Genomic DNA, 12,258 nt, shown 5'->3' on the forward strand with positions numbered 1-12,258 from the left:
GCACCTCAGGTGCGCATGACGATCAGCGCGAGGGTGATCAGGCCCAGCACCACCCAGCCGAACCACAGCCAGCCGTTGCTGCCGAGCGCCACCGTGTAGGCCGTCACCACGACGAGGCCGCCGACGGTGAGCACCCCCATCGTCCGTGTGGAACCGTCCGTCGAACCGGGCATCGCGACACCCTCCTGGGGCACCCTCCGCAGGGCGCGTCCCCCTCCATGGTGCCCCGGAGCCGCCCGATCAGCTCCCGCGCGTGTTGAGAGAGGCCAGATACGCGTTGTACGCCTCGAGCTCCTTGTCGCCGTCCCGGTCGGCGGCCCGGTCCGTGCGGCGGGCCTGCCGCTGCTCGGAGCGGTACCACTGGAACAGCAGCGCGATCAGCACCAGCACGGACGGGACCTCGCTGAACGCCCAGGCGATGCCGCCGGCCGCGTTCTGGTCGGACAGCGCGTCGATGCCGAGCGAGGCCGGCGGGTTCCTGAAGGTCTCCACCATGGGCGTCGACGCCATCATCAGCGCGATCCCGAAGAACGCGTGGAACGGCATGCCCGCGAACAGCTCCAGCATCCGCATCAGGTAGCCGGGCCGGTGCGGCCCCGGGTCCACGCCGATGATCGGCCAGAAGAAGACCACGCCCACCGCGAGGAAGTGCACCATCATCGCGACGTGCCCCGTCCTGGAACCCATCAGGAAGTCGAACAGCGGGGTGAAGTACAGGGCGTACAGGCTGGCGATGAACAGCGGGATGGTGAACGCCGGGTGCGTGACGACCCGCATGTACCGGCTGTGCAGGAACGCCAGCAGCAGCTCGCGGGGCCCCTTGCGGCCCCGGCCGGCCACCGGCAGCGCGCGCAGCGCCAGGGTGACCGGGGCGCCGAGCAGGATCAGGATCGGCGACAGCATGCTGATGACCATGTGCTGCACCATGTGCACGCTGAACATGACCATGCCGTAGTCGTTCAGCCGGGTGCACATCACGAGCGCGATGGTCAGCACGCCGGCGACGTACGACACCGTCCGGCTCACGGGCCAGGCGTCCCCGCGCCGCCGCAGCCGCAGCACCCCCCACCCGTACAGGGCGAGCCCCGCGACGCAGGCGACGAGGAAGAACGGGTCCGCCGACCACTGAAGCCCGCGCCCGAGCGTGAAGGGCGCCAGATCCATGGGCATGCCGTGCCCGCTGTGGTCCATCGGCCGGCTCCGTTTCGTGGGGGTTGTACGAATCGTCCGGACCAAGACTAGAGCGGCCCCCGGCCGAACCTTCGACCGGGGGCCACGACAGCCGGGCGGGGCCGGGGCACGGGGGAGACCCCGGCGTCCCGGCGGACGGCTACAGCACGCACTCCGCCTCGGCGTACCGCTCCGCCGGCACGGTCTTCAGCGTCTCCACGGCCTCCGCCAGCGACACCATCACGATGTTCGTCCCGCGCAGCGCCGTCATCATCCCGAAGTCGCCCCGGTGCACGGCCTCCACCGCGTGCCAGCCGAACCGCGTCGCCAGCACCCGGTCGTACGCCGTCGGCGTCCCGCCGCGCTGCACGTGCCCGAGGATGACCGGCCGGGCCTCCTTGCCGAGCCGCTGCTCCAGCTCCAGGGAGAGCTGGCGGGCGATCCCGGCGAACCGCTCGTGGCCGTAGATGTCCTTGCCGCCCTCGTCGAAGTCCATGGACCCGGGCGCGGGCTTGGCGCCCTCGGCGGCGACGACGATGGCGAACCGCTTGCCCGCCTCGAACCGCTCACCGACCCGCCGGGTCAGCTCCTCGATGTCGAAGGGCCGCTCGGGCACCACGATCGCGTGGGCGCCCGCCGCCATCCCGGAGTGCAGCGCTATCCAGCCCGTGTGCCGCCCCATGACTTCCACGACCAGCACCCGCTGGTGGGACTCGGCGGTCGTCTTCAGCCGGTCCAGCGCGTCCGTCGCCACCCCGACGGCCGTGTCGAAGCCGAAGGTGACGTCGGTGACCGCGATGTCGTTGTCGATGGTCTTCGGCACGCCCACGACGGGCAGCCCGCTGTCCGACATCAGCCGGGCCGCCTTCAGCGTGCCCTCGCCGCCGATCGGGATGATCGCGTCGAGACCCAGCTCCTCGACGTGGCCCCTGGCCCGCTCCACCCCGTCCCGCAAGTGCGAGGGCTGGACCCGGGAGGAGCCGAGGATGGTGCCGCCGCGGGCGAGGATGCCGCCCACCGCGTCGAGGTCGAGCTTGAGGTAGTCGCACTCCAGGAGGCCCTTCCACCCGTCCCGGAAGCCGATGACCTCGTCGCCGTGGTCGACGACGGCGCGGTGCACGACGGACCGGATGACGGCGTTCAGGCCGGGGCAGTCGCCGCCGGACGTGAGGACACCAATGCGCATAGCCCGAAACAACCTTCTCAACGTGGGCACAGGACCGGACCACGCTGTCCGGCTCGATCCCCGCCACCCTAGCGGCAGCGGGGGTCCTGTCCGTAGCGTCCGTCCGCCTGCTGGACGACCCCGCTCACCTGTGCGGACGTGGTGTCAGACGCGCTGGGCCGCCGGGGTCAGGCGGGCTGCTGCGCGGCCGCGATGCGCTCGGTGCGCAGCGCCTCGTACCAGCGGTCGTCGGTCGGCGGCAGCGCGTTCACGTCGAGCGCCAGCTTCAGCAGCAGGTCCGCGATCTGCGGGTTGCGTGCCAGCACCGGGCCGTGCATGTACGTGCCGAACACGGTGTCGTTGTACGCGCCCTCGGTGCCGTCGCCGGTGCCGTTGCCCTTGCCGAAGCGGACCCGGGCCAGCGGGCGGGCGGTGGGACCCAGGTGGGTGATGCCCTGGTGGTTCTCGAAGCCGGTCAGCGACGGCAGGCCGAGCGGGGCGTCGATGTCGGCGAGGACGTCGCCCACGCAGCGCTCGCCGGTGCCGCGCACGGTCGTCACGTCGAGCAGGCCGAGGCCGGGCTGGCGCTGGCCGAGGTCGTTGACGAACTCGTGGCCCAGGATCTGGTAGCCGGCGCACACCGCGAACACGATGGCGCCGTTGTTCACCGCCTGGAACAGGTGCCCGTCGCGCAGCAGCCGCTCGGCCGCGAGCCGCTGCGGGCGGTCCTCGCCGCCGCCGATCAGGTAGATGTCGCCCGAGGTGGGGATCGGCTGGTCGCTGCGCACGTCGAGCCGGGCCACGTCGAGGCCGCGCTGGCGCGCCCGGCGCTCCACGACCAGGACGTTGCCCTGGTCGCCGTAGGTGCTGAGCAGGTCCGGGTAGACCCAGACGACCCGCAGGCTGTTGTCGCTCACAAAAGTCCCCTGTGTGTCAGTTGCCGACGCGGCGGCGCAGGTCCTGGAAGGCGGTGTAGTTCGCGATGACCTCGATCCGCCCGGGCGGGGCGGCGCGCACGGCCTCGTCGAGGTCCTCGCACACCTGGAAGTGCTGGTTGGCCACCTCCAGGCGCACCGCGAGGTCCAGCTTGCGGTCGCCGATCACGCAGATCGGGTGGCCGGTCAGCCGGGTGTAGTCCACGTCCCAGAGCCAGGAGGTGTCGGTGCCGTCGGCGCCGCGGGCGTTGACGGAGAGGATCACCGGCGTGGGCGGGGGGTCGATCAGGCTGAACGTCTCGAGCCAGCCCGCCGGGTTCTTCGCGAGCAGCAGCCGGAGGTCGCGCTGCATGAACTGCACCACGTCGTAGCGGCCGGCGACGGCCTGCACCTGGTACATCCGCTCCAGGGCCACCTGCGGCGGCACCCCGAACACGGCGGCGACGGCGGCGGAGGAGGCGGCGTTGGCCTTGTTGGCGCGGCCCGGCAGCTGGAGGTGGATCGGCCAGGCCGAGCCGTGCGGGTCGAGGACGTGGTCGCCGGACAGGGCCCAGCTCGGGGTCGGCCGGCGGAAGCCGCACTCGCCGCAGAACCAGTCCTCGCCCGGGCGCTGCATGACGCCACCGCAGGACGGGCAGGACCAGGCGTCGTCCTTCCACATCTGCCCGGCGGCCACCCACACCACGTTGGGGGAGGAGGACGCGGCCCACACGACCAGCGGGTCGTCGGCGTTGGCCACGATCACGGCCTTGGAGCCCGCGAGTCCCTCGCGCCAGTTCTCGGCGAGCATCCGGGTCTCGGCGGCGCGGTCGAGCTGGTCGCGCGAGAGGTTGAGCAGGGCGATGCACTTGGGGTCGGTGTCGCGGGCGACGCCGGCCAGGTACTTCTCGTCGACCTCGATCACGCCGTACCGGGCCTCCGAGCCGCCGGCCAGCGCGGAGGTGATGCCCGCCGGCATGTTGGCGCCCAGGGCGTTGGAGACGACCGGCCCCGCGGCGCCCAGCGCCTCGGCGATGAGCCGGGTGGTCGTGGTCTTGCCGTTGGTCGCCGAGACCAGGACGACGTCCAGGTTCTGGGCGAGGCGGGCGAGGAGGTCGGGGTCGAGTTTCAGCGCCACCCGGCCGCCGATCACCGAACCGCTGCCGCGTCCGGCGGCACGGGATGCCGCCGCGACCGCCTTGCCCGCGGTCACGGCCAGCTTGGCCCGCGGCGAGAGCGGGTCCGAGTTGCCTGCCATCAGTTCTCGATCCTCCTTGCGTACGCGCCGCGCTCAGGGTGTGCCTGACATTTCCGGCAGACTGCGAGCCTGACGGCACCGTGGTGGTGGTCAGCCTATCGAGATCGCTCCGCACTCCCGAATCCCGGCCCGCGCCTGCGCGGCGGGGGCGGGCCGGTGCCCGGGAGCGGGACCGTACCCTTGCCGCCATGCGACACGGCTCGATCCCGGGCGCCCGCGGGCGCGTCCGGCCCCTCACCCTGCTCGGCAGCCCGGTGCTGCACGAGCCCTGCAAGGATGTCACGGACTTCGGCCCGGAACTGGCGTCGTTCGTGGAGGATTTGTTCGCGACCATGTACGCGGCGCGCGGGGTGGGCCTGGCGGCCAACCAGGTGGGCGACTCCCGGCGGGTGTTCGTGTTCGACTGCCCGGACGACGACGACGTCCGCCACGTCGGCCACGTGGTCAATCCCCGCCTGGTGGAGGCGGACGGCGTGGTGGTCCGCGGCCCCGAGGGCTGTCTGTCCCTGCCGGGGCTCGAGGCGGGCACCGAGCGCTACGACCACGCGGTGGTCGAGGGCCGCACGGTGACGGGGGAGCCGGTGACCGTGCACGGGACGGGGTTCTTCGCCCGGTGCCTGCAGCACGAGACGGACCACCTGGAGGGCACGGTGTACGCGGACCGCCTGACCGGCTGGCGCCGGCGCAGACTGGCGCGCCAGGCGGCACGGGCGTCCTGGAGCCGGTGACCGCGGGGCGGTGGGCCGGACGCGCCGACCGCGAGGCGGTGAGGGGGCGGTGGGCGGGAGCCGGACGGCCCTGCCGCGGTGGGCTCAGAAGCCCGGGCCGCCCACCTTGTCCCCGGCGGCGGCGAGCCGGCCCCACAGCAGGTCGGCGAGGCCGCGGACCAACTCGGCCCGGCTGCAGGGCCGTTCGCCCAGCCACCAGTCCCCGGCCGCGTGCATCATGCCGACGATGCCGTGGCCCCAGACCCGGGCGAGCTGCTGGGTGCCCGGTCCGAGGTCCAGCCGCTCCTCGATGACCGTGGCCAGCTCCTCGCCCATCCGCCGCAGCAGCGGGGCCGAGTGCTTGCCGACGTCGAAGCCCTGGTCCGCGCTCTGGTCGCCGCTCTGCGACCCCTCCGCCGGGTGCATGAGGAACCGGTAGACCTGCGGCCGGGCCTCGATCGCCGCGAGGTAGGTGTCCAGGGTGGCCTCCACGCGCTCGCGCCGGTCCGCCGGGGCGTCCAGCGCGGCGCGCAGGGAGGCCAGGAGCGCGTCGGTGTGCCGCTGGGCGAGGGCGGCGTACAGTCCGCCCTTGTCGCCGAAGTGGCGGTAGAGGATCGGCTTGGTGATGCCGGCCTCCGCGGCGATGGCGTTCATCGAGGCCTGCGGTCCGTCGCGGAGCACCACCCGGTCGGCGGCCTCCAGCAGCTCGCGCCGGCGGCGGTCGGCGGACCGCTGCTGCTCGGTCCGCTGTGTGGTGTCCATCTGCTCTCCCCACCCGTGCTGATTCGGTGACGCCTGCGCAAACTAACACCCGGGCGTGCCCCGGCATCGAACGGGCTGCCGGGCGGTCGTCAGGAGTTGACTTTTCCTACTGGCGGGTAACAGACTGCGTGTTACCGTAAGTAACACCGCACGTGCGCCGCCGCTGGAGGGGACATGGCCGAGTTCACCATGGAGCTCAACGACGAACAGAAGGAGGTCCGCGACTGGCTCCACGGGTTCGCCGCCGACGTGATCCGGCCCGCGGCCGCCGAGTGGGACGAGCGCGAGGAGACCCCCTGGCCGGTCATCCAGGAGGCCGCCAAGGTCGGCATCTACTCCCTGGACTTCTACGCCCAGCAGTACTTCGACGCCACCGGCCTCGGCATCCCGATGGCCATGGAGGAGCTGTTCTGGGGCGACGCGGGCATCGCGCTGTCGATCGTCGGTACCGGCCTCGCCGCGGTGGGCGTCCTCGCCAACGGCACCGAGGAGCAGATCGGCACCTGGATCCCCCAGATGTACGGCGACGCCGACGACGTGAAGGTCGCCGCGTTCTGCTCCTCCGAGCCCGACGCCGGCTCCGACGTCTCCTCGATGCGCACCCGCGCCGTCTACGACGAGGCCAAGGACGAGTGGGTCCTCAACGGCACCAAGACCTGGGCGACCAACGGCGGCATCGCCAACGTGCACGTCGTGGTGGCCGTCGTCGACCCCGAGCTGGGCTCCAAGGGCCACGCGTCCTTCATCGTCCCGCCGAACACCCCCGGTCTGGCCCAGGGCCAGAAGTTCAAGAAGCACGGCATCCGCGCCTCGCACACCGCCGAGGTGATCCTCGACAACGTGCGCGTGCCGGGCTCCTGCCTGCTGGGCGGCAAGGAGAAGCTGGACGAGCGCCTGGCCCGGGCCCGCGAGCGGGCGAGGACGGGCGGGGAGCGCGTGAAGAACGCGGCCATGGCCACCTTCGAGGCCTCCCGCCCGGCCGTCGGCGCGATGGCCGTCGGCACGGCCCGCGCCGCCTACGAGGTCGCCCTCGACTACGCCATGACGCGTGAGCAGTTCGGCCGCCCGATCATCGACAACCAGGGCGTGGCCTTCCAGCTCGCCGACATGCGCACCCAGATCGACGCGGCCCGCCTGCTGGTGTGGCGCGCCTCCTGGATGGCCGTCAACGGCAAGCCGTTCACCGCGGCCGAGGGCTCCATGTCCAAGCTGTTCGCCAGCGAGACCGCCAAGAAGGTCACCGCCCAGGCCATCCAGATCCTCGGCGGCAACGGCTACACCCGCGAGTACCCGGTGGAGCGCATGCACCGCGACGCCGCGATCTACACCATCTTCGAGGGCACGAGCGAGATCCAGCGCCTGGTCATCGCCCGCACCCTGTCGGGCCTGCCGATCCGCTGACACCCCGGCACCCTCGCGGTCCCGGGGCGATCCCCGGGGCCGCGGCCGCGCCGACCGGTTCCCCAGCGGGTCAGGACGCGCCGCCGCTGCTGTGCGCGATGCACGCGACGTCGATCCGGTCGGCCAGTTTCGCCAGTTCGATGGCCAGGGCCGCCACCGTGTCCTCGTCCAGGTCCTCCCCGGCCTCGACGAGCCGCACCCACCGCGCACCCACCGTCCGCAACAGCTTGCTCACGTCGGCCGCGGCCACCTGCAGGGCGCCGTGGTCGTCGACGATCAGGGGGAGAGTCACTTCGCGGTTCACACAGCGGATCGTAGCCGCGGAACCGTCACGCGCCGTGCCACACCGTGGTGATGTTGCAGAACTCGCGGATTCCGTGCCCGGACAGCTCACGCCCGTAGCCCGACCGCTTCACCCCGCCGAACGGCAGCGCCGGGTGCGAGGCCGTCATGCCGTTGACGAAGACGCCCCCGGCCTCCAGGTCCCGCACGAAGCGGTCCACCTCGGCCTCGTCGCGCGTCCAGACGTTGGAACTCAGGCCGAACAGCGAGTCGTTGGCGATGAGCACCGCCTCGTCCAGGTCGTTGGCCCGGTACAGCGTCGCGACCGGCCCGAACGTCTCCTCGCGGTGGATGCGCATCTCCCGGTCGACGTCCGCGACGACGGTCGGCGGGTAGAACCAGCCGGGGCCCTCGGGCCGTTCGCCGCCGCACAGCACCCGCGCCCCGCCGCGCCGGGCGTCGTCGACCAGTTCCTCCAGGTCCTCCCGGCCCCGCTCGCTCGCCAGCGGCCCGACCTCGGTGTCCTCCTCCAGCGGGTCGCCCACCCTCAGCGCCCGCATCCCGGCGACGAACCGCTCGGCGAACGCGTCGTACACGTCGGTGTGGACGATGAACCGCTTGGCGGCGATGCAGGACTGGCCGTTGTTCTGCACCCGCGCGGTGACCGCGACCTGCGCGGCGCGGTCGAGGTCGGCGGACGGCATCACGATGAACGGGTCGCTGCCGCCCAGCTCCAGCACCGTCTTCTTGATCATCTCGCCCGCGGTGGACGCCACGGCCCGCCCGGCGGGCTCACTGCCGGTGAGCGTCGCGGCCCTGACCCGCTCGTCGCGCAGGATGTCGTCGATCGCCCCCGAGCCCACCAGCAGCGTCTGGAAGCAGCCCACCGGGAAGCCCGCCCGGTGGAACAGGTCCTCCAGGTACAGGGCGGTCTGCGGGACGTTGGACGCGTGCTTGAGCAGGCCCACGTTCCCCGCCATCAGCGCCGGCGCGGCGAACCGGACCACCTGCCACAGCGGGAAGTTCCACGGCATCACCGCGAGCACCGGGCCCAGCGGCCGGTAGCGCACCACGGCCCGGGAGGCGCCGGAGTCGGTCACGTCGGAGGGGTCCGGCTCCTCGTCGGCGAGCAGCGCCTCGGCGTGCGCGGCGTACCAGCGCATCGCCTTGGCGCACTTGGCCGCCTCCGCACGGGCCTGCTTGACCGGCTTGCCCATCTCGGTGGTCATCACCCGCCCGATGTCCGCCTGGTCCTCGTCGAGCAGGTCGGCGGCCCGCTCCAGCAGCGCGGCCCGCTCGGCGAACGACGTCGTGCGGTAGGTGCGGAACGTGGCCTCGGCCAGCTGGAGCCGGCGCTCCAGCTCCTCCTCGTCCATCGGCTCGTACGTCTTGATCGTCTCGCCGTTCGCCGGGTTGACCGTCGCGATGGGCATGACCGACCTCCTGGAAGCTGAACTCTGCTCCGACCTTCCCGCGCGGCGGCGGGAGCCGCAACGCGTGGGCCCGGGCCCGGGCCGCTCAGGCCGAGTGCTCCGCCAGCCGGTCGAGAAACGCGGCCTGGGCCGTGACGATCACCGCACGGGCCTGCTCCAGGCCGAACCAGGCGACCCGGTCCAGCTCCGGGAACTCCCGCAGCCGGCCCGACCGCGGCGGCCACTCCATCGTGAAGGTGCCCGGCACGACCGCCGCCGGATCGAGGTCGGCCTCCACGGCCCAGGCCGTGACGAGCTTGCCGTTGGTCTGCCGGACCTCGCCCAGCGCGATCGCCTCCCCGTCCGGCGGTTCCAGGCCCAGCTCCTCGCGGAACTCGCGCCGGGCCGCCTCCCAGGCCGGCTCGTCGGGCTCGTACTCGCCCTTGGGCACGGTCCACGCCCCGGCGTCCTTCCGCGCGAAGAACGGGCCGCCCATGTGGCCGAGCAGCACCTGCGGGCCGTCCGCCGTGCGGCGGAACAGCAGCAGCCCGGCGCTGCGCCGGACCGTCACCGCGTCACCTCCGGGTGCGCGGCCAGCAGGGTCTCCACGGTGTCGGCGTCCTCGGGGCGCTTGTCCTCGCGGTAGCGCAGCACCCGCGCGAACCGCAGCGTCACCCCGGCCGGGTACCGGGTCGAGCGCTGCAGCCCGTCGTAGGCGATCTCCACGACGAGCTCCGGGCGTACGGTCACCCCCCAGCCGTGCTCCCCGACGGCCAGGCCCCGCAGCCGGTCGGTCTGCCAGGCCAGCATCGCGTCGGTCATGCCCTTGAACGTCTTGCCGAGCATCGCGAAGCCGCCGTCGGCGGTGCGGGCGCCCAGGTGCAGGTTGGACAGCTTCCCGGTGCGCCGGCCGTGGCCCCACTCGGCGGCCAGGACCACCAGGTCGAGCGTGTGCACGGGCTTCACCTTCAGCCAGGACGCGCCCCGACGGCCCGCGCTGTACGGCGCGTCGAGGGCCTTGACGACCACGCCCTCGTGGCCGCGCGCCAGCGTCCCGGCGAGGAAGCCCTCCATGGCGGGCACGTCGTCGGGCCCCGCGGCCAGCGCGCGCCGCACCCGCATCGGCTCGGGCACCAGCCGCGCCAGCTCGGCGTGCCGCTCGGCGAACGGCAGGTCGAGCAGGTCGCGGTCGTCGACCGAGAGCGCGTCGAAGAAGACGGGGGAGACGGGGACCGCCTCGGCGGCCGTGGCCACGTCCACCCGGGAACCGACGCGGCCGGCCGTCTCCTGGAAGGAGCGCGGCCGCCCGGTGTCGTCGAACGCGATCACCTCGCCGTCCAGCACGAACCGGCGGCCCGCGAGCCCCAGGGCCGCCCGGGTCACCTCGGGCAGCCGGTCGGTGATGTCGTCCAGGGTGCGGGTGTACACGCGGACCGTGTCGCCGTCCCGGTGCACCTGGACCCGGATGCCGTCCAGCTTCTCCTCCACCGCGCAGGCGCCCAGCTTGCCGACCGCCTCCGCCACCGAGGACGCGCTGTGGGCGAGCATCGGCAGGACCGGCCGGCCGACCGTGAGCCGGAACCGGTCGAGGGCCGCCGGGCCCTGCGCGAGCAGCGCCTGGGCGACCGCCTGCAGCGAGCCCGCCAGCATCACCGCCCGCCGCACGTCCGCCGGCGGCGCCCCGGTGGCCTGCGCCAGCCCCTCGGCCGCGAGCGCGTCCAGCGCGCCCTGGCGGACCTCGCCGGTGATCAGGCCCAGCAGGAAGCGCTGCTCCTCGGCGGTGGCCGTACCCATCAACCCGGCCACCAGCCGGGCCCGTTCCGCCTGCGCGCCGGCGCCGGAGACCTTGCCCAGCTCGGTGAGGCGGGCGTCCACCTCCCGCACGGTCAGCGTCGGCCCGTCCGCCGGGGGGACGGACTGGCCGAGCGCCTTCCAGCCGACGCCGAGCCGGCCCTGCGGCAGCCGGCCCGCGAGGTAGGGGATGACGATCGGCACGTCGTCGGGCTCGGCGTCCCGGAAGAGTTCGGCGAGCAGGGCGATCTTGCGGGAGCGTGCCGCGGTGGCGGCGACCTCCCGGGACACGTCGGCGAGCCGGGTCAGCAGCATGCAGCCATGGTGCAACGCCGGACCGGCGCCTACACCCCGGCGGCCCCGGTCGTCGCCCCCTCCGGCTCCTCCCGTCCAGCGGCCGACACCGCCGCGTCGAGGTCCGCCATCAGCAGCTCCCCGTTGATCGCGGCGCCGGCCCGGTAGCCGCGGCTCGCGGCGTTGACGACCTGCTCGGCGAAGCCGCTAGCGTTGCCGGCCGCCCACAGGCCGGGCACGGTGGTCAGGCCCCGCTCGTCGACGACCGGGTAGGAGCCGAACGGGGTCTCCCGCAGCTCCGCGCCGAGCCGTTCCAGCAAGCCGGTGCGCGGGACGGCACGCGGCGCGACGAACAGTGCCTCGCGCGCGTGCACGCTGCCGTCGGCGAGCCGTACGCCGGTCAGCCGGTCGTCGTCGACCACCAGGCCCGCCACCTCGCCGGGCACCACCGCGACCCCGGCCGCCGCCAGCCGCCGCAGGTCCAGGTCGGACAGCTCCGCCTCGTCGACCCGGTGCAGGAAGAGGGTCACGTCCTTCGACCACTGGATCACCATCAGCGCCTGGTGGACGCTGAGCGCACCGGCCGCGAGCACGCCGAACGCCTGGTCGCGCACCTCCCAGCCGTGGCAGTACGGGCAGTGCAGGACGTCCCGGCCGAAGCGCTCGGCGACGCCGGGCACGGGCGGCAGCTCGTCCTTCAGGCCGGTCGCGACGACCAGCTGCCGGGCGCGCAGGGTGCGGCCGCCGTCCAGGGTCACGAGGAAGTCCCCGTCCCGGCGGGCGTCCACCACCCGGTCCCGGACGAGGTCCACGCCGTACCGGGCGATCTCCTCGCGCCCGACGGCCAGGAACGCAGCGGGCGGCATGCCGTCCCGGGACAGGAAGCCCTGCAGGTGCGCGGCGGGTGCGTTGCGCGGCTCGCCCGCGTCGACCACCAGGGTCCGGCGCCGGGCGCGGCCGAGGACGAGCGCGGCGGACAGGCCCGCGGCCCCGCCGCCGATGACGATCACTTCGTAGGCGTCGGTCGGGTCGTGCTTCTCGGTCATGGGTGACCACCTCCACCGGCACGGTCGCTCCGCCACCGCCGCATTGACAAAGCCGT

The 12,258-nt window shown here is 73.4% G+C and carries 13 protein-coding genes; 2 read left to right on the forward strand and 11 right to left on the reverse strand.

What is annotated here, in order from left to right; all coding sequences use genetic code 11:
* Nucleotides 1–5: 5 nt before the first annotated feature.
* From AQJ30_RS37635 to AQJ30_RS00625, 5 genes are all read right to left on the reverse strand, one after another.
* The gene (locus AQJ30_RS37635; RefSeq protein WP_107119452.1) at nucleotides 6–173 is read right to left on the reverse strand and encodes a hypothetical protein; all 168 of its coding nucleotides are present in this window, start codon (nucleotides 171–173) and stop codon (nucleotides 6–8) included.
* 67 nt (nucleotides 174–240) lie between these two features.
* Entirely contained in the window at nucleotides 241–1,191 is a 951-nt protein-coding gene (locus AQJ30_RS00610) for a cytochrome c oxidase assembly protein (protein WP_067227569.1), read from the reverse strand.
* Between the two features lie 139 nt (nucleotides 1,192–1,330).
* Complete coding sequence (locus AQJ30_RS00615; protein ID WP_067227571.1) at nucleotides 1,331–2,356, reverse strand: 6-phosphofructokinase; 1,026 nt, start codon at nucleotides 2,354–2,356, stop codon at nucleotides 1,331–1,333.
* A 167-nt stretch (nucleotides 2,357–2,523) separates the two neighbouring features.
* Nucleotides 2,524–3,252 carry a type 1 glutamine amidotransferase gene (locus AQJ30_RS00620; protein WP_067227573.1) on the reverse strand — a complete coding sequence of 243 codons (729 nt, stop codon included), beginning with the start codon at nucleotides 3,250–3,252 and terminating at the stop codon, nucleotides 2,524–2,526.
* A 16-nt stretch (nucleotides 3,253–3,268) separates the two neighbouring features.
* A complete protein-coding gene (locus AQJ30_RS00625) occupies nucleotides 3,269–4,507 on the reverse strand; it encodes a MurT ligase domain-containing protein (RefSeq protein ID WP_067227575.1) in 1,239 nt (412 codons plus the stop codon).
* Nucleotides 4,508–4,695: 188 nt separating this feature from the next.
* On the opposite strand from AQJ30_RS00625, the gene def reads away from it, so the two are divergent.
* Nucleotides 4,696–5,235, forward strand: coding sequence for a peptide deformylase (gene def / locus AQJ30_RS00630; RefSeq protein ID WP_067227577.1), 540 nt, complete (start codon nucleotides 4,696–4,698; stop codon nucleotides 5,233–5,235).
* An 84-nt stretch (nucleotides 5,236–5,319) separates the two neighbouring features.
* Here def and AQJ30_RS00635 read toward each other — a convergent pair whose 3' ends face one another.
* Nucleotides 5,320–5,976: a TetR/AcrR family transcriptional regulator gene (locus AQJ30_RS00635; RefSeq protein ID WP_067227578.1), complete on the reverse strand. Its 657-nt coding sequence runs from the start codon at nucleotides 5,974–5,976 to the stop codon at nucleotides 5,320–5,322.
* Nucleotides 5,977–6,150: 174 nt separating this feature from the next.
* Here AQJ30_RS00635 and AQJ30_RS00640 point away from each other — a divergent pair, with 174 nt between their 5' ends.
* Complete coding sequence (locus tag AQJ30_RS00640; protein WP_067227580.1) at nucleotides 6,151–7,377, forward strand: acyl-CoA dehydrogenase family protein; 1,227 nt, start codon at nucleotides 6,151–6,153, stop codon at nucleotides 7,375–7,377.
* Between the two features lie 70 nt (nucleotides 7,378–7,447).
* Here AQJ30_RS00640 and AQJ30_RS00645 read toward each other — a convergent pair whose 3' ends face one another.
* From AQJ30_RS00645 to AQJ30_RS00665, 5 genes are all read right to left on the reverse strand, one after another.
* Nucleotides 7,448–7,681 (reverse strand): DUF6213 family protein, encoded by a 234-nt coding sequence (locus AQJ30_RS00645; protein WP_067227582.1) that lies wholly within the window; start codon nucleotides 7,679–7,681, stop codon nucleotides 7,448–7,450.
* A gap of 25 nt (nucleotides 7,682–7,706) precedes the next feature.
* Nucleotides 7,707–9,092, reverse strand: coding sequence for an NADP-dependent succinic semialdehyde dehydrogenase (locus AQJ30_RS00650; RefSeq protein ID WP_067227584.1), 1,386 nt, complete (start codon nucleotides 9,090–9,092; stop codon nucleotides 7,707–7,709).
* Nucleotides 9,093–9,177: 85 nt separating this feature from the next.
* Nucleotides 9,178–9,642, reverse strand: coding sequence for an NUDIX hydrolase (locus AQJ30_RS00655; RefSeq protein WP_067227586.1), 465 nt, complete (start codon nucleotides 9,640–9,642; stop codon nucleotides 9,178–9,180).
* On the reverse strand, nucleotides 9,639–11,177 hold the full coding sequence (locus tag AQJ30_RS00660) for an ATP-dependent DNA ligase (RefSeq protein WP_067227588.1): 1,539 nt from the start codon (nucleotides 11,175–11,177) through the stop codon (nucleotides 9,639–9,641). Before AQJ30_RS00660 ends, AQJ30_RS00655 begins: the two co-directional genes overlap by 4 nt.
* 29 nt (nucleotides 11,178–11,206) lie before the next feature.
* Nucleotides 11,207–12,202 (reverse strand): NAD(P)/FAD-dependent oxidoreductase, encoded by a 996-nt coding sequence (locus AQJ30_RS00665; protein ID WP_067227589.1) that lies wholly within the window; start codon nucleotides 12,200–12,202, stop codon nucleotides 11,207–11,209.
* Nucleotides 12,203–12,258: the final 56 nt, after the last annotated feature.

This window comes from Streptomyces longwoodensis (assembly GCF_001514125.1).
In the GTDB taxonomy this organism is placed as follows: Bacteria; Actinomycetota; Actinomycetes; order Streptomycetales; family Streptomycetaceae; genus Streptomyces; species Streptomyces longwoodensis.